General features: G+C 48.2%; 15 protein-coding genes. 10 read left to right on the top strand and 5 right to left on the bottom strand.

Translation table 11 applies throughout. From position 1 onward, the window contains the following. Window positions 1–35: 35 nt before the first annotated feature. Both rpoZ and HMPREF3139_RS07210 read left to right on the top strand, forming a co-directional pair. Window positions 36–242: a DNA-directed RNA polymerase subunit omega gene (gene rpoZ / locus HMPREF3139_RS07205; protein WP_003682294.1), complete on the top strand. Its 207-nt coding sequence runs from the start codon at window positions 36–38 to the stop codon at window positions 240–242. Between the two features lie 104 nt (window positions 243–346). Continuing rightward, entirely contained in the window at window positions 347–2,503 is a 2,157-nt protein-coding gene (locus HMPREF3139_RS07210; protein WP_070461393.1) for a RelA/SpoT family protein, read from the top strand. A gap of 119 nt (window positions 2,504–2,622) precedes the next feature. Here the strand turns inward: HMPREF3139_RS07210 and HMPREF3139_RS11050 are convergent, their stop codons facing one another. From HMPREF3139_RS11050 to HMPREF3139_RS07220, 3 genes are all read right to left on the bottom strand, one after another. Further along, window positions 2,623–2,784, bottom strand: a complete 162-nt coding sequence (locus HMPREF3139_RS11050) for a hypothetical protein (protein WP_049344044.1) — start codon at window positions 2,782–2,784, stop codon at window positions 2,623–2,625. Between the two features lie 75 nt (window positions 2,785–2,859). Then, window positions 2,860–3,321, bottom strand: a complete 462-nt coding sequence (recX, locus tag HMPREF3139_RS07215; RefSeq protein ID WP_070461394.1) for a recombination regulator RecX — start codon at window positions 3,319–3,321, stop codon at window positions 2,860–2,862. Window positions 3,322–3,421: 100 nt separating this feature from the next. Continuing rightward, window positions 3,422–4,135: a phosphoglycolate phosphatase gene (locus HMPREF3139_RS07220; RefSeq protein WP_070461395.1), complete on the bottom strand. Its 714-nt coding sequence runs from the start codon at window positions 4,133–4,135 to the stop codon at window positions 3,422–3,424. Between the two features lie 421 nt (window positions 4,136–4,556). On the opposite strand from HMPREF3139_RS07220, the gene HMPREF3139_RS07225 reads away from it, so the two are divergent. The 4 genes from HMPREF3139_RS07225 (at window position 4,557) to HMPREF3139_RS07240 (ending at window position 8,224) form a co-directional block, all read left to right on the top strand. Next, window positions 4,557–5,822: a Glu/Leu/Phe/Val family dehydrogenase gene (locus tag HMPREF3139_RS07225; RefSeq protein ID WP_049331560.1), complete on the top strand. Its 1,266-nt coding sequence runs from the start codon at window positions 4,557–4,559 to the stop codon at window positions 5,820–5,822. A gap of 160 nt (window positions 5,823–5,982) precedes the next feature. Beyond that, the gene (locus tag HMPREF3139_RS07230; protein ID WP_003745836.1) at window positions 5,983–6,801 is read left to right on the top strand and encodes an FKBP-type peptidyl-prolyl cis-trans isomerase; all 819 of its coding nucleotides are present in this window, start codon (window positions 5,983–5,985) and stop codon (window positions 6,799–6,801) included. A gap of 97 nt (window positions 6,802–6,898) precedes the next feature. Then, on the top strand, window positions 6,899–7,525 hold the full coding sequence (gene purN / locus HMPREF3139_RS07235; protein WP_070461396.1) for a phosphoribosylglycinamide formyltransferase: 627 nt from the start codon (window positions 6,899–6,901) through the stop codon (window positions 7,523–7,525). A 30-nt stretch (window positions 7,526–7,555) separates the two neighbouring features. After that, window positions 7,556–8,224: a DUF3108 domain-containing protein gene (locus HMPREF3139_RS07240; protein ID WP_070461397.1), complete on the top strand. Its 669-nt coding sequence runs from the start codon at window positions 7,556–7,558 to the stop codon at window positions 8,222–8,224. Window positions 8,225–8,281: 57 nt separating this feature from the next. Here the strand turns inward: HMPREF3139_RS07240 and HMPREF3139_RS07245 are convergent, their stop codons facing one another. Beyond that, window positions 8,282–9,775, bottom strand: a complete 1,494-nt coding sequence (locus HMPREF3139_RS07245; RefSeq protein ID WP_070461398.1) for an Rne/Rng family ribonuclease — start codon at window positions 9,773–9,775, stop codon at window positions 8,282–8,284. Between the two features lie 237 nt (window positions 9,776–10,012). On the opposite strand from HMPREF3139_RS07245, the gene grxC reads away from it, so the two are divergent. The 4 genes from grxC (at window position 10,013) to recG (ending at window position 16,322) form a co-directional block, all read left to right on the top strand. Continuing rightward, on the top strand, window positions 10,013–10,270 hold the full coding sequence (gene grxC / locus HMPREF3139_RS07250) for a glutaredoxin 3 (RefSeq protein ID WP_003684090.1): 258 nt from the start codon (window positions 10,013–10,015) through the stop codon (window positions 10,268–10,270). A gap of 21 nt (window positions 10,271–10,291) precedes the next feature. Further along, window positions 10,292–10,726, top strand: coding sequence for a protein-export chaperone SecB (gene secB / locus HMPREF3139_RS07255; protein WP_070461399.1), 435 nt, complete (start codon window positions 10,292–10,294; stop codon window positions 10,724–10,726). A 262-nt stretch (window positions 10,727–10,988) separates the two neighbouring features. Continuing rightward, window positions 10,989–14,033, top strand: a complete 3,045-nt coding sequence (locus HMPREF3139_RS07260) for a TonB-dependent siderophore receptor (RefSeq protein WP_070461510.1) — start codon at window positions 10,989–10,991, stop codon at window positions 14,031–14,033. Between the two features lie 249 nt (window positions 14,034–14,282). After that, the gene (recG, locus tag HMPREF3139_RS07265; RefSeq protein WP_070461511.1) at window positions 14,283–16,322 is read left to right on the top strand and encodes an ATP-dependent DNA helicase RecG; all 2,040 of its coding nucleotides are present in this window, start codon (window positions 14,283–14,285) and stop codon (window positions 16,320–16,322) included. A gap of 68 nt (window positions 16,323–16,390) precedes the next feature. Here the strand turns inward: recG and gdhA are convergent, their stop codons facing one another. Beyond that, window positions 16,391–17,725 carry an NADP-specific glutamate dehydrogenase gene (gdhA, locus tag HMPREF3139_RS07270; RefSeq protein ID WP_003745850.1) on the bottom strand — a complete coding sequence of 445 codons (1,335 nt, stop codon included), beginning with the start codon at window positions 17,723–17,725 and terminating at the stop codon, window positions 16,391–16,393. Window positions 17,726–17,888 lie beyond the last annotated feature (163 nt).

Consider the following 17,888-nt stretch of genomic DNA (forward strand, 5'->3'; position numbering starts at 1 on the left):
CGTTTATTTGAAACATAGAAAGAAAGCAAGCAAACATGGCCCGTATTACTACTGAAGACTGCACAGGTAAAATCCCTAACCACTTCGACCTTACCCTCGTTGCCGCCCGTCGCGCACGTCAATTAGAAAACGGCAATACGCCTTTGGTTGACGACATCCGCAACAACAAACCAACCGTTACCGCCCTGCGCGAAATCGCAGCCGGACAAATCGGAACCGAGCTGCTGACCCGCAATAAATAAACCAACCGGCAAACCGATAAAACCGCCGCGCGGACTGTATCGGTGCGATATCACAACCGATACAGTCTGACGGCTTAAAAATAGCCATAAAAGGCCGTCTGAAAATGCCAGCCCCACTGCCTACCGCCCCCTATGATCCGTTGACAGCAGAAGCGCGCGAGCTTCTGTTTCGTACCGCATCCTATCTCAATACCAATGAGCAGGCCGAGCTTGAAAGAGCCGTTGCCTACGCTTTCCACGCCCATGACGGACAAACCCGTAAAAGCGGCGAGCCCTACATTACCCATCCCCTTGCCGTAGCCACGCAGCTTGCGATTTGGCACATGGATGTTCAAGGTCTCTGCGCAGGCGTTATGCATGATGTATTGGAAGATACGGGTGTAACCAAAGTCGAAATGGCGGCAGAATTCGGCGATACCATTGCCGAAATGGTAGACGGCCTCTCCAAACTGGAAAAACTCAAATTTGAAGATCATGCCGAGCATCAGGCGGAAAGTTTCCGCAAGCTTATCCTCGCCATGACTAAAGACGTGCGCGTCATCGTCGTCAAACTTGCCGACCGATTGCACAATATGCGTACCCTTGGCTCTATGCGTCCGGAAAAACGCCGCCGCATCGCCAAAGAAACCCTCGAAATCTATGCTCAAATCGCCAACCGCATTGGCCTGAACAATGCGTATCAAGAGCTTCAAGACTTATCGTTCCAAAACCTCCACCCAAGACGCTACGAAACCCTGAAAAAAGCCATGAACAACAGCCGCAAAAATCGCCGCGATGTTGTCGGCAAAGTGTTGCGTGCATTCGGTCAGCGTTTGGTCGGTGTCAATATTGAAGCCAAAATCAAAGGCCGTGAGAAAAACTTATACAGCATCCATCAAAAAATGCTGGCTAAAAAGTTGCGTTTTGCCGAAGTAATGGATATCTACGGCTTTCGGGTCATTGTAAACAATATTCCTGCCTGTTATGCCGCGTTGGGTGCATTGCATAATTTATACCACCCCAAGCCCGGCCGTTTCAAAGACTATATCGCCATTCCGAAAAGCAACGGTTATCAAAGCCTGCACACGACCTTAGTCGGTCCTTACGGTTTGCCGATCGAAGTGCAAATCCGTACGCGTGAAATGGATGCAGTGGCTGAGGGCGGTATCGCCGGTCATTGGATTTACAAATCCGGTGAAAATACTCCTGACCAAGCCGTCCTCCATATGAACCGATGGATGAAAAATATTCTTGACCTGCAGGCCAGCAGCTCAAATGCTATCGAGTTTCTGGAGCATGTCAAAGTCGATTTGTTCCCCAACGAAGTCTATATCGTTACCCCGAAAGGCGATATCCTTACCTTGCCTAAAGGTGCGACGCCGATTGACTTTGCCTATGCCGTTCACACCAATATCGGTCATAAAACCGTTGCCGCGCGTATCAATAACGTCATGATGCCGTTGCGCACCAAGCTGAAAACCGGTGATACGGTCGAAATCATTACTTCCGAACATGCCAAGCCCAATGTGGCATGGTTGAATTTTGCCGTTTCCAGCCGTGCGCGCAGTGCCATCCGCCAATACATTAAAAATCTGAATCGTCACGATGCCGTTGTTTTGGGTGAGAACCTGCTGCAAAAAGCTTTATCCAGCCTGTTGCCTAAAGACATCCTGCTTTCAGACGACCTCAAAGAAAAATACCTTGCCGATTTGAATACCAAACAAACCTCGTTTGAAGAGGTCCTCTACAATGTCGGTATGGGGCATACTTTGCCGGTACACGTTGCCATGCACATTGCCGAGTTGGCGGGCCAACATTTTGGCAGTACAGTCAAACTCAGCCCGATCAAAGTCAACGATCAAGAAACTGGCCGGATTCATTTTGCCGAGTGTTGCCATCCGATCCCTGGCGATCCGATTCGCGCCTTATTGGTCAAAGACAAGGGCATGATTATCCACCGTGATACCTGTCAAACTTTGGTCAAAGCCGATCCGGAAGAGCAACTCGATGCCGGTTGGGACAGTATGCGCAATCAAACGTACCGCACCATCCTCAATGTCAAATCCGAAGATGCGCATGGTTTGCTTGCCTCAATGGCGCAAGCGATTTCCAATTCTGGTGCGGATATCGAATCTGTCGATACGCCAACCAAAGCGCAAGCAGGAACGGAAGGTTTTGTGGAATTTAAATTCACAATTAAAGTCAAAGACTTGGATCAGGTTAATCAGATTATTCATGCAATGCATGCCAATCCGAATATCCGTAAAGTGATTCGAGGATAATCTCGTTATAAGCAAAGGCCGTCTGAAAGTGTTTTCAGACGGCCTTTTTGATGTTTGCAAATAAAAGCTGTTGGCTTCTTTTTAAGAGGGTTTATGGCTTTTTTGTAATTGGATTGGGTTTAATTCAACCAAAAACGGAAAACCAAGAAGAAGACCAAGGCCAAAACGCCGGCCCAAACCAGCAACATGAATCCGGCTACTGCCTGACCCAAGCGGTAAACAGGATTTTTGCGTTCGTCTTCGAGTAGGGGATTTGGTGTATCGTGCGGTTTGTCGGACATGATGAAACTCTGATTGAATTATTGAATAAAAGCGTAAGGGTACGCCGATAGAAGCAAAGATTCAAGTGGGAATGATTATTGATAGAAGTCTTCGTCTTCATTCCACGCGGTTTTTAAGGCCGTCTGAATGGTGTCGGCACCAAAGCCGCGATAGGCAAGGAAACGCGCCTGTTTTTGTTTTTCTTTCAAATCTTGAGCTTCTTGCTTGAATTTTTTACGCAAGACGGAAATAGCGGTTTGCAGCTCGTCCTCTCTGTCGGGTAGGAACTCCCGACAGTCATCTGCATCAATACCTTGTTGAGCCAAGGCTTGTTTGAGGCGGAGCGTGCCGTAACGGTTGCTTTTACTGTGAATATAGGCTTCTGCGTAACGTTGGTCGGATTGCCAATTTCGTTCGGCGAATTCGTCCAAAACCTTTTCCAATTCTTCTTCGCTTTCAGCGTGTGGAGTCAGTTTGCGTTTCAAGCCGACACGGCTGACTTCCTGACGGGAAAGAATATCCAAGGCGCGGGCGCGTAAGGTTTTGGGAGGTTTCATGGGGATATGGAAGGGGAGGGATTTAAACTACATTGAATTACATTTCAGACGGCCTGATTAGGTGAAAGCACTAAAAAGGCCGTCTGAAAATAAAGCCGAATTATTCTTCGTCTTTGTTTTTTTGCGGTTGCAGATTTTCGTAGATTTCAGGCAGGGCTCGAATCAACAAATCAGGTTTGGTCGCTTTGTCTTGGGAGAGCAAGGTCATGTCGCCGTAGCCGAATGTTACGCCGACGCTGAAGCAACCGGCCGCTTTGGCGGCAATAATGTCATTTTTGGAGTCGCCCACCATCAGCATATTGGCAACGTCGATGCCCAAAACTTCGGCCGCATGTTGAAGCGGCAATGGGCTGGGTTTTTTCTCAGTCAGGCTGTCTCCGCCGAGAACCAAGCTGAAATAGCCGTCGAGATTGAGTTGTTTCAGCAACTCAGCAGCCAGAATTTCATTTTTATTGGTAATGACAACCAATGGAATACCCAAGGACTTCAGCAGGCCGAGACCGGCTTCAGTTTCAGGGTAGGGGCGGGTAAAGTCGCTCAAGTGTTCGCGATAATATTTCATAAAGAACACAAAACCTTTTTCCCAGATTTCAGGATCGGCTTCTTTTTCACGATCATGGGTAATGACGCGATGAACCAACTTGCTGATGCCGTCGCCGACATAACTTCCAACCGTTTGGGTAGGCAAAACAGGTAAACCTAAGTGCGCACACATGGCTTGGGCTGCTGCGGCCAAATCGGGAACGGAATCACATAAGGTACCGTCCAAATCAAAGGCAACGGCTTGAACGTGTTCTAAAGCAGCAGTGGTCATTGAGTAGCTTTCTGTCATATTATTTAAGCGCTTATTTTAACATTGTTTGCCTGATTTGCCGATGTTTTGCTGATTCTTTAAAGGGATATTTGTTTAAATTGTTAACAATTTTTGCTGGTGTAAGTCTGTCAGTCTGTTGGCAATGTGGAAAGGATTTTGTCAACAAAAAGGGTGATTTGGTAGGCATTAAAAAACAAAGGGTTTGTGTGCTTTTTTGAATAGTTTGATGAGCATTTATACTGGGCCGTCTGAAAATTTTTTGGTCGGCGTGCCGATATTTTCAGACGGCCTCAAACTAAATTTATATATAAATGAATGGATTTGCTTTTTATCGACTACATGCTATTACATTTTTTCCTGTTTTTGTATATAGTAACAAGTATGGCTCTCGTCTAATCATGTGTATGAAAAGGAAAAATACATGTCCGCATCTGCTGTTAAAGAAACACTGAATCCGTTTGAAATTGCACAAAAACAAGTGAAAATTGCCTGTGATCGCCTGAATGCCGACCCGGCAGTATTTGAAATCTTGAAAAAGCCGCAACGTGTTTTGGAAGTCAACTTCCCTGTCAAACTCGACAACGGTACAGTAGAAAATTTCACCGGCTACCGTTCACAACACAATAATGCCGTCGGCCCTTACAAAGGCGGCGTGCGCTTCCATCCCAATGTAAATCTGGACGAAGTCAAAGCACTGTCTATTTGGATGACCATCAAATGCTGCGTGGCCGGTATTCCTTACGGCGGCGGTAAAGGCGGTATTACTTTGGATCCGCGTAACTATTCCGAAGCGGAATTGGAACGCATTGCTCGCGCTTATTCCGAAGCCATTTCTCCGCTGATCGGCGAGAAAATCGATATTCCTGCCCCTGATGTGAACACCAACGGCAAAATCATGTCTTGGATGGTTGATGCCTATGAAAACGTGGTGAAACATTCCGCGCCGGGCGTATTTACCGGCAAACCGGTTGAGTTTGGCGGCTCCTTGGCGCGTACCGAAGCCACCGGTTATGGTGTAAACTTCGCCGCCGTCCAAGCTTTGGAAAAACTGGGTAAAGACGTGAAGGGTGCCACTTACGCCATTCAAGGTTTCGGTAACGTGGGCTACCACACCGGTTACTATGCACACAAAGCCGGTGCGAAAATCGTTGCCGTATCTACTGTTGACGTTGCCATCTACAACGAAAACGGCTTGGATATGGAAGCAATCATTAAAGAATTCCAAACCAAAGGTTTCATCACCAACGAAGCCGGCTACGGCAAAGAAATCAGCAATGCCGAACTTTTGGCTCTGGAAGTGGATGTACTCGCCCCTTGCGCGCTGGAAAACCAACTGACTTCTGAAAATGCCGGTAAAGTCCGCGCGAAAATCGTGGTTGAAGGCGCAAACGGTCCGACTACTCCAGAGGCCGACGTTATCCTGCGTCAAAACGGCGTATTGGTTGTTCCTGATATTTTGGCAAACTGCGGCGGTGTGGTTGTATCTTATTTCGAATGGGTACAAAACCTGCAAGGCTACTACTGGGAGTTTGACGAAGTTCAAGAGAAAGAAACCGTGGTTCTGCGCCGTGCGTTCCGCGATATTTGGAACTTGGCTCAAGAATACGATGTTGACCTGCGTACCGCTTCTTACATGATGAGTATCCGTCGTGTTGAAAAAGCAATGAAACTGCGCGGTTGGTATTAATCGGTTGACTGATAGCTAAGACAAGGCCGTCTGAAACCTGTTTTCAGATGGCCTTGATGTTTTTAATAAGAGCCTTTACAAATTTTAATCCACCTTGATTCCATTTCAATCAAACTCAGCTATAATCCCCTTTTTTGACCTTTCCGGAAAAGACATAATCATGAACAAAACTTTCAAATTCAGCGCATTGGCTTTGTCTGCTCTGTTGGCGATGACTGCTTGCAACCAACAAAAAGACACTGCCGCCAAAGATGCTCCTGCAGCTTCCGCAGCTTCAAATGCGACTGCAGATGCTTCCGCCATCGGTTCTACTGCCCAACAAGCCAGCTACGCAATGGGTGTGGACATCGGCCGTTCATTGAAACAAATGAAAGACCAAGGTACAGAAATCGATTTGAAAGTCTTCACCGAAGCCATGGAAGCCATGTTTGAAGGCAAAGAAGTCAAAATGACTGAAGCCCAAGCTCAGGAAGTGATGATGAAATTCCTGCAAGAGCAACAAGAAAAAGCGGCTGCCAAACGTGCTGAAGATGCCAAAGCAAACTTGGAAAAAGGCGAAGCGTTCTTGAAAGAAAACGCGACTAAAGAAGGCGTGAAAACCAGCGCTTCCGGTCTGCAATACAAAATCACCAAAGAAGGCGAAGGTAAAAAACCGACTAAAGACGACATGGTTACCGTTGAATACGAAGGCCGTCTGATTGATGGTACCGTATTTGACAGCAGCAAAGCCAACGGCGGCCCAGTCAGCTTCCCTGTAAGCCAAGTCATTCCAGGTTGGACTGAAGGTATCCAACTCTTGAAAGAAGGCGGCGAAGCAACATTCTACATCCCGGCTAAATTGGCTTACCGCGAAGTGGGCGCCGGCGATAAAATCGGCCCGAACGCCACTTTGGTATTCGACGTGAAACTGGTTAAAGTCGGCGCGCCTGATGCTGCCGCACAACAACCAGTACAAGTTGACGTACAAAAAGTTCAATAATCCGAATCAAGGCTTACGCCCTTAAACAACGGATAAAAGGCCGTCTGAAAAAATTCCGTTTCAGACGGCCTTTGTTCCAAACCAACAAGGAATTATGATGAAAAATATCGTCATCCTTATTTCCGGACGCGGCAGCAATATGCAGGCGATTGTGAATGCCGATATTCCCGATGCCAACATTGCAGCCGTATTGAGTAACAGCGAGACCGCAGCCGGATTGGCATGGGCGGCAGAGCGTGGTATTGCCACCGACAGTTTGAACCATAAAAACTTCGACTCGCGTCTGGCATTTGATCAGGCCATGATGGAAAAAATCGATGCCTATCAGCCGGATTTGGTGGTATTGGCGGGCTTTATGCGCATTTTAACCCCGGAATTCTGCGCCCATTATGAAAACCGTCTGATCAATATCCATCCGTCCATCCTGCCTTCCTTTACCGGTTTGCATACCCATGAGCGCGCATTGGAAGCAGGTTGCCGAGTGGCAGGCTGCACCATCCATTTCGTAACTCCTGAGCTGGATTGCGGCCCGATTATTTCGCAAGGCATTGTGCCTATTTTGGACGGCGATACCACCGACGACGTTGCCGCACGCGTGCTGACGGTTGAACACCAGCTGTTTCCGCAAGCCGTTGCCGATTTTGTTGCAGGCCGTCTGAAAATCGAAGGCAACCGCGTTTTGAATGCACAACGCAATGCCGCCGGTCAAAGCCTGCTGGCTTGATTAAAACACCATACACACAAGGAAAACATCATGAATCCGATTAAAACAACCCTGCTGACACTTTCCCTACTTACAGCCTCCATCGGCGCGCAAGCCGCTGAATTGCCGCAATCTGCCGTTTTGCAATACTCAGGCAGCTACGGTATTCCTGCGACCATGACCTTCACACGCAGCGGCAACCAATACAAAATCGTCTCTACCATCAAAGTACCGCTTTACAATATCCGCTTTGAATCCGGCGGCAGCATTAACGGCACGACCTTGAATCCGTCTTACTACAAAGATGTACGCGGCGGCAAAGTGTATGCCGAGGCCAAATTCTCCGGCGGCAACATCACTTATGGTAAAGCAGGTGATTTGAAAACCGAAAAATCCGGCCCGGCCATGGACTTGTTCACTTTGGCATGGCAACTGGCCGCCAATGACGTGCGCCTGCCGTCAGGTTTGAAAATTACCAACGGTAAAAAACTGTACACCGTCGGCAGCATGAACAAAATCGGCAGCGAAAGCTATAAACTGAACGGCGGTACAACGCCTGTGAGCAAATATCGCGTCCGCCGTGGCGACGATACCGTGACTTACTCGTTTGCTTCCGATATCGACAATATCCCTGCGCAAATCAGTTATACCGATGACGGCAAAACCTACAACTTGAAACTGACTTCCGTCAAAATCAACGGTAAAGTAGTGAAACCGTAATCTTTATTTGCTCAAACAAGAAGGCCGTCTGAAAAGTTTTCAGACGGCCTTTTATCTTTATAGCAACACAATATCGTATTGTTCCTGCGTGTAGGCGGTTTCGACTGCCAGCGAAATCGGCTTGCCGATAAAGTCTATCAACATCGCCAGCGATTGCGATTCTTCGTCTAGGAACAAGTCGATGACATTCGGAGCAGCCAAAATGCGGAAGGCTTGGACATCGTAGCGGCGCGCTTCGCGGACGATTTCGCGTTGGATTTCGTAGCACACGGTTTGCGGCGTTTTCAGACGGCCTCGGCCTTGGCAGGAAGGGCAGGGTTCGCAGAGGATTTGGCTTAAGTTTTCACGCGAGCGTTTACGGGTCAGTTCGACAAGGCCCAGACTGGTAAAGCCGTTGAGGGTGACGCGGGTGCGGTCGAAACTGAGGGCTTTGGCAAGCTCTTGCAGGACGGCTTCGCGGTGGACTTCCTGCGCCATATCGATGAAGTCGATGATGATGATGCCGCCGAGATTGCGCAGGCGAAGTTCGCGGGCGATGGTGTGGCAGGCTTCGAGGTTGGTGCGAAAGATGGTTTCATCAAAATTGCGCGCGCCGACAAAGCCGCCGGTGTTGACATCGATGGTGGTCATGGCTTCGGTGGACTCGATGATGAGGTAGCTGCCGAAGTTGAGGTTGACGCGCGGTTGGAGGGCGCGGGCGATTTCCTGCTCGATGTTGTGGGTTTCAAATAGGGGGCGTTCACCTTTGAACAGCTCGATTCTGCCCAATGCACCTTGAACGTATTGTTCGGCAAAATGGGTCATGCGGCGGTGGTTTTCGGTGGAATCGACCAGGATTTTGTGCGTATCGAGGCTGAACATATCTCGTAATACGCGCAGGCTTAATGGCAAATCTTGATAGAGCAGGGTTTCGGGCGGCTGAATTTTTGCCTGTTTTTGAATGTGTTCCCACACTTTGGTCAGATAGTTGATGTCTGATTGCAGTTGGTCATCGGAGGCGTTTTCAGCATTGGTGCGGATAATATAGCCGTGGCAGGCGTTTTCGGGCAGCAGATTGTTGAGACGCTCCCTCAAACTGCTGCGTTCGGCATCGTCTTCAATGCGTTGGGAAATGCCGATGTGGTCTTCTTGCGGAAGATGGACGAGGAAACGGCCGGCCAGCGAGATTTGTGTAGAAAGGCGCGCGCCTTTTGTATTGATGGGGTCTTTGATGACCTGAACCAAGACGGACTGACCTTCAAAGAGCATGTGTTCGATGCGTTGGGTTTCGTCCGGGTTGCGGCGTTGTTCGAGGACATCGACGATGTGCAGAAACGCGGCGCGTTCCAAACCGATATCGATAAACGCGCTTTGCATGCCGGGAAGGACGCGTTTGACGACGCCCAAATAAATATTGCCGACCAAGCTATGACCGCTGTTGCGCTCGATGTGCAGCTCGCAGATATTGTTCTCTTCCAAAACAGCCACACGCGTTTCTTGCGGCGTGATGTTGACGAGGACAGTTTCGGGCGGACGCACGGCGTCCTTGGGGATGGGGATTCCTGAAAGCATGGGGATACCTGATTTTGAATAGAAAAACTTTTGCGATGTGTTCTTCTCCAAAAAACAAATGGCAAAAGTCATTCTGCGAAAGCGCTTATCATACTTTAATTATGGTTTTTCCGCATCTGCACAAATGTTTATGGTCAGAAGGCCGTCTGAATGTTTTTTACAACCGTACGGCGGGAACACTTGTAAAATAGCACCTATGCCCATATAGTCATGAACATTGGTATTCTGGAAGAAATCATGCAAACCGTTACTGTTTATACCGGTCCATATTGCCCATACTGCACCATGGCGAAAAGGCTGTTGCAGGCGGTGGGTGTGAAAGAAATCAACGAAATCCGCATCGACGGCAATCCGGAAGTTTTTGCCGAAATGCAGCAGCTTTCCGGCCAGCGCAGCGTGCCGCAGATTTTTATCGGCGACACCCATGTCGGTGGCTTTACCGATTTGTACCGCTTGCAGCAGGAAGGCAAGTTGGACGAATTACTGAATCCTTAACCCTTAACTTAGGAAAATAAAATGAGCGAAGAATTGCAACCCGTATTCAGCGTTGAGCGTCTGTATGTAAAAGACTTGTCTTTGGAAGTGCCTCACGCACCACAAATCTTCTTGGAACAAGGCGCGCCTGAAGTGGATATGCGCGTTTCTACCGGCAACACCAAACTGGAAGACGGTTTCTACAGCGTTGACGTTACCGTGACCGTGACTGCCAAACTGAACGAAGAGCGCACCATGTTCTTGAACGAAGTTACCCAAAGCGGCATCTTCCGTTTGGAAAACATTCCTGAGGAAGACGTACAACTGCTGTTGGGCGTTGCTTGTCCGAACATCCTGTTCCCTTACGCACGCGAAGCCATTTCCAACAGCGTAACCCGCGCCGGCTTCCCACCTGTACTGCTTGCTCCGATCAACTTCGAAGCAATCTACCAAGAACAACAGGGAGCTAACGCTTAATCGCGTTATACCTAAATTAAGGCCGTCTGAAACATTGTGTTCAGACGGCCTTTTTTTATCTAAAAATCAGGATATAAGAAAAAATCTATAACAAAAAGTTCATATATTAATGCATCAGGTATATAATGATTCCGCCTATCATTACTATTATATTTTAATTTTATAGATTAAATATCATTTAAAATTAATAAATTATAATTTTTATCAAGTAGGTAAGTAGATTCTATTAATTAAGGAAATAGTTGTGAAACCTGATTTTCAAATGAAAACAATTTGTTTGTTATTAGTACTGCCTTGCCAAACTGTTTTTGCAGATACAGGACATCAAGAAGTTGAACATGTAGATATGGATACGGTCAAGGTCAGTGGCAAACGGCAGGCACAAAGGAATACCGAGCGCAGTCAGTCTTATACAATCGGAACGATGGCAACGGCGACTGGGTTGCGTATTTCAGGCAAGGATACGCCACAGTCGGTGAGCGTAATGACGCGTCGGCAGCTAGATGATAAAGCAATATATTCTTTAGAAGATGCAATGAAAAACACTACGGGAATCAACGTGGTTCGGGATTCGGGCCTACAAACTCGTTTTTTGTCTCGTGGTTTCTATGTTGATCAGATTGGTGAAGACGGTATTACCACTAATGTGTCTGGACGTTCGGGTTATACGGCAAAAATCGATGTCTCACCCAGTACAGACCTTGCTGTTTATGATCACATTGAGGTTGTCAGAGGTGCAACCGGTCTTACTCAGTCCAATTCAGAACCGGGTGGAACCATTAATTTAATCCGTAAGCGGCCAGCAGCTCTGTTTAAGCATACAGGTGAAATCAGCACTGACCATAGGGGCAGCAAGCGTTTGGCTTTGGATGTATCTGGAAGCTTGAATAATGAACATACGGTACGCGGTAGGCTGGTTGGTGTTCATGAGGACCACCGTTCTTTTAAAGAGGGTGTATGGAACAAGAAAGACATGGTTTATGGCGTGATCGATACGGATTTGAGTGATAACAGTATGCTGACTTTTGGGGGTACTTATCAGAAAAATAAAGATATTCCCGATTTTGCCGGCGTGATTTTACCTTGTGAGGATCAAAAAACTGCGGCCTTCAGCTCCAGTCCGGCCTGTAACAATCCTTTGAAATTGCCACGTAATACTTATTTGGGTGAAACCTCATGGTCACGCCTGAATGCTGATAAATACAATATTTTTTCCGGTTTCAAACATGTCTTTGACAATGGATGGCAACTCAATGCCGAAATTTCTTATACGCGTAATGATTCAGATGCCAAAGTCGGACAATTTTTTCTGAAAAACGAACACGCGGCAGGTATTTCAGCATCTGCGGCAACGGGTTTCCTAACTGAAAAGGGAGAGGTTATCCCTTTTGAGCCTAAAGACAAGGCGTTGGCAAAATTAAAAGAATATCGTGATGGCGTCACGAAAACATATGAAGAGAAAAAAGCAGATTATGTTGCCCATCATTTCGATTCATCTGCTTTTGAACAATATCGCTCCCAAAGGGCGGCAGCACGTCGGGCAGGTTTCGATCAATGTATGCAGGACATTGGTTTGGATTTCCTATGCAACGACTGGCAGGATCCGGGTGTAGAAGTAGATAAAAAAGAGTTTATTGATAAGGAGCTTGCAAAGCAAGGAATTATTAACAATGCAGAAGGCCTGTTTCCCAACCGTCTATACGACTCAGCATACAATCTTCGCCACACATACAACCGCCGTTACAACTTCATGCCGTTGCACTATACCAAACACGATGTGCAATGGGGCTTTAAGCTGGATCTGACAGGTAATTACCGCCTGCTTGGGCGTGAACATGATTTCTTTGTCGGTTATGCGTATAACAATGAAAAAATTCGTTCTGCTTATACGGAAATATATCAAAACCGTTATTTTGTCCGTCCTCAAGGTTATGCAGGTGCAGGCAGTTGCGGCATTCATCCCGATGGTCCGGAGCGTAATCCTTTAGAAAAAGGTATTGTCGAACCAGATTGGCATATTTATAACGAAAAAGGTAATAACAAGATCTATGTGCCGGAATGCAGTGGCGCGCATGTGACCAAATATACTCCTCGTTTGGATGCAGAGGGTAAGCCTGTCTGGACAGTCAACGACAATGGTGAGCGCGTAATGGTGCAAGATCCTGTTTACGAATTGGATGCAAATGGAAACAAAATACAGGAGCGGGATGAAGAGGGAAATTTGAAATGGGCAAACCAATATCTGAAAACGCCGCTGTGGAAAACTGTTCAGGTTGCAGATGATCATGTTCCGGCGTTATACAATTATTCGAAATACCTTAACACGAATAAAACACATTCTTTGACTGTCAGTACCCGCTTTAATGCAACCAACCGTCTGCATCTCTTGGGCGGTATGCACTATACGCGCTATGAAACCACACAAGCCAAAGAAATGCCTGTACGCTATGGCCAGCCTGCTACGGCATTTCAAACTGAGAGCAGTAACAAAATCGACAAAGAACACTACACCTCAAAAATGCAAAGTCATAGGTTCACGCCATATGCAGGCATTACCTACGACCTGACACCGCAACAAAGCTTGTATGCCAGCTATACTAAGATTTTTAAACAACAGGATAACGTTGATGTAACCAGCAAATCCGTTCTTCCACCACTCATCGGGACTAACTATGAAATAGGTTGGAAAGGGTCGTTCTTGCAAGGCCGTCTGAATGCTTCGCTTGCCTTATTTGTTTTACAGCAGAAAAACCGAACCGTTGTCGATTTCGGATTTGTTCCCGATACTAGTCGTAACGGAGGTTCATTCCAAACCATCGCCAAACCTGTGGGTAAGGTTAAGAGCAGCGGTGCAGAACTTGAATTGGCTGGCGAATTGTCGGAAAACTGGCGTATTTTTGTTGGCTACACATATAACAAAAGTAAGTATAAAAATGCTGCAGAAGTCAATGCGGAGCGGTTGGAGAAAAACACGACTGCCGACCCATATAACTTCAGTAACTTCACGCCGGTACATATGTTCCGCCTCGGTACAAGCTACCGCTTGCCTCAAACTAAGTTGACCTTGGGTGGTGGAATATCCGCGCAAAGTCGCACAAGTAGCCTTTACAATATTCGCCAAGGAGGCTACGGACTTATAGATGGCTTTGTTCAATATGACTTTCACAAACACGGCAGAATCAGCCTGATCGGAACGAACCTGGCTGACAGGACGTATTTTGAAAACAACTACAACCGTACGCGAGGTCAAAACAATTTCTATGGCGAACCGCGGACAGTCAAATTGAAATTGGATTGGCATTTCTAGAGCGAATGGATCATTATTTGGTATGTGAACATTATTGGCCAAATTCCTGATAAAAGTATGGATTGAACATCCTTCTTTTTTGAAAGCTGTTTTCTAACAATGGCTGAAGTTGATTCGATAGCCGGCGTATTTTCAAATATTCATTTGTTTCAAGTATTCAGCTTTGAAGGCCGTCTGAAACATTGCGTTCAGACGGCCTTTTTGTTTTCGGATAAAATACAGCAAACTTTAAATCAGCTGCCTTTTAAGATGACGCCCGAAACCCAAAAACAGCTCAAAATTACCGATGTTTCCGCTAAGAAGCTCGAGAAACTCAACCTCCATACCGCATGGGATTTGGTGTTGCACCTGCCGTTGCGTTATGAGGATGAGACGCACATCATGCCGATTAAGGATGCACCAATCGGCGTGCCGTGTCAGGTTGAGGGCGAAGTCATTCATCAGGAAGTGACATTTAAGCCGCGCAAGCAGCTGATTGTCCAAATCGCCGACGGTTCCGGCAGCGTCCTTTTTCTGCGCTTTATCCACTTTTATGCCAGCAACCAGAAACAGATGGCGGTCGGCAAGCGCATCCGCGCCGTGGGCGAAATCAAGCACGGGTTTCACGGCGACGAGATGATTCATCCTAAAATCCGCGATGCCGAGAGCAGCGGTTTGGCAGAAAGCCTTACGCCGATTTATCCGACCGTAAACGGTTTAAATCAACCCACTTTGCGCCGTATTATTCAGACGGCCTTGGACGTTACGCCGTTGCACGACACCTTGCCTGATGCTTTATTAGGCCGTCTGAAATTGCCGCACCTTGCCGAAAGCCTGCGCCTTTTGCATTCGCCGCCGCCAAGCTTCACCATTCATCAACTTTCAGACGGCACGCTGCCTGCATGGCAACGGCTCAAATTTGACGAACTTTTGGCGCAACAGCTTTCTATGCGCTTGGCACGGCAGAAGCGCGTCAGCGGCTCGGCCACGGCATTGGGTGGCGACGGCACATTGACTCAAGCCCTGCGCCACGCTTTGCCGTTTGCCCTGACTGATGCGCAAGAAAGAGTTGTTTCCGAAATCTGCCACGATATGGCGCAAACCCACCCCATGCACCGCCTGCTGCAAGGCGATGTTGGCAGCGGCAAAACCATTGTGGCCGCCTTGTCTGCTTTGACTGCTATCGAATCCGGTGCGCAGGTGGCTGTAATGGCGCCGACCGAAATCCTTGCCGAACAGCACTTCATCAAGTTCAAACAATGGCTTGAGCCTTTAGGGCTTGAAGTCGTTTGGCTTTCCGGTAGCCAGCGCAAAAAAGCCAAAGACGAAGCCAAAGCCAAACTGGCTGACGGCACTGTCAAAATTGCCATCGGCACGCACGCCCTGTTTTCAGACGACGTCGAGTTTCAAAATCTCGGCTTGGTGATTGTGGACGAACAACACCGCTTCGGCGTCGCCCAACGCCTCGCCCTCAAAAACAAAGGGCGCGACGTCCACCAGCTGATGATGTCTGCCACCCCCATCCCGCGCACGCTTGCTATGAGTTTCTTCGCCGACTTAGACGTGTCCGTTATCGACGAATTGCCGCCCGGGCGTACCCCGATTAAAACCCGTCTCGTCAACAACGTCCGCCGCGCCGAAGTCGAAGGCTTCGTTCTCAACATCTGCCGCAAAGGGCAGCAGGCATACTGGGTCTGTCCGCTGATTGAAGAAAGCGAAACTCTGCAACTGCAAACCGCCACCGAAACCCTCGAGCAGCTTCAGGCAGCCTTGCCCGAACTCAACATCGGCTTGGTACACGGGCGCATGAAGGCCGCCGAAAAAGCTGAAGTCATGGCGGAGTTTGCCGCAGGCCGTCTGAACGTATTGGTCGCCACTACCGTCATCGAAGTCGGCGTAGATGTGCCCAATGCCGCCTTGATGGTCATCGAACACGCCGAGCGCATGGGCTTGGCGCAGCTGCACCAATTACGCGGTCGGGTAGGGCGCGGCGCGGCAGAAAGCGTGTGCGTCCTCCTGTTTGCTGAACCCTTGAGCGAACTCGCCAAAGCGCGGTTGAAAGTCATCTACGAACACACCGACGGCTTTGAAATCGCCCGCCAAGACCTCAACATCCGCGGCCCCGGCGAATTTCTCGGCGCGCGTCAAAGCGGCGTTCCCATGCTGCGTTTTGCCAATCTTGAAGAAGACTTACACCTTTTAGAACAAGCGCGCGAAATTGCCCCTTTGCTGATTGAACAAAACCCTGAAATCGTCGAAGCACATCTGGCAAGATGGCTTTCCAGCAGGGAAGGTTATTTGGGCGTATAAAATTTTCATGAAAAGAAAAAGGCCGTCTGAAATATTTCAGACGGCCTTTGATTTGGCTGGATAGGGGTTTAGAAACCTTGCGCCAACATGGCATCAGCAACTTTGACGAAACCGGCAATGTTCGCACCATTGACATAGTTCACTTTGTCGCCGACTTTGCCGTATTTCAGGCAGGATTCGTGGATGTTGTGCATGATGTCGAACAGGCGTTGGTCGACTTCTTCACGTGTCCAAGACAGGCGGATGGCGTTTTGACTCATTTCCAAACCTGAAGTCGCTACGCCGCCGGCGTTGGAGGCTTTGCCCGGAGCGTAGAGGATGCCGGCTTTGATAAATTGTTCGACCGCGCCCAAAGTTGACGGCATGTTCGCACCTTCGGCAACCACATAGCAACCGTTTGCCAGCAGGATTTTGGCGGCATCTGCATCCAATTCGTTTTGGGTGGCGCAAGGCAGGGCGACTTCGGCCGCGATATTCCACGGTTTTTGGTTTTCAAAGTATTGCAGGCCTTGTTCTTTGGCGTAAGTGGCGACGCGTTCGCGGCGTACTTCTTTCAGCTCGATCAAAGCGGCCAGTTGCGCTTCGGTCATACCGCTGTCAGGGAAGAGGACAAAGCCGTTGGAGTCGGAAACGGTCAATACTTTTGCACCCAGTTGGATGGCTTTTTCGGCAGCGTATTGCGCCACGTTGCCGGAGCCGGAAATCAACACGCGTTTGCCTTCGATGCTGTCGTTGCGGGTTTCCAACATGGCTTGGGCAAAATATACGCAGCCGTAGCCGGTGGCTTCAGGGCGAATCAGGCTGCCGCCCCATTCGAGGCCTTTGCCGGTCAGGACGGAAGCAAATTCGTTGCGGATTTTTTTGTATTGGCCGAACAGATAGCCGATTTCGCGGCCGCCTACGCCGATATCGCCGGCAGGGACGTCGGTGTCGGCGCCGATGTGACGGTAGAGTTCGGTCATAAAGGCTTGGCAGAAGCGCATTACTTCGGCATCGGATTTGCCTTTAGGATCAAAGTCGGAACCGCCTTTGCCGCCGCCCATAGGCAGGGTGGTCAGCGCGTTTTTGAAGACTTGTTCAAAAGCAAGGAATTTCAACACGCCCAAATCGACGGTAGGGTGGAAGCGCAAGCCGCCTTTGTAAGGGCCGATGGCGGAGCTCATTTGAATGCGGTAGCCGCGGTTGACTTGGACTTGGCCTTTGTCGTCCATCCAAGTAACGCGGAACATAATCACGCGCTCCGGTTCAACAATACGCTCAAGCAGGCTTTGTTGGGTGTATTTTGGGTTTTTTGCTAAAAACGGATCCAAACTCATGAACACTTCTTCAACAGCTTGATGGAAGGGTTCTTGGTTGGGGTTGCGTTGTTTGAGATTGGTAAATAGAGTGTTCAGGTCGGTCATTTTTCTACTCCTATTGAGTGAGATATTTCAATATTTATGTTTTGAAATATAGCCGTAAAAATTTTACTTGCCAAGAAAAATTTTACCTAGATTGTTGACATTATTTTTTTACCAATTTGTAAAAATGGAATTATATTTTAAATTTAATTAAAAATATTTAAAA

Source organism: Neisseria sp. HMSC15G01 (assembly GCF_001808255.1).
GTDB classification, from domain to species: domain Bacteria; phylum Pseudomonadota; class Gammaproteobacteria; order Burkholderiales; family Neisseriaceae; genus Neisseria; species Neisseria subflava_A.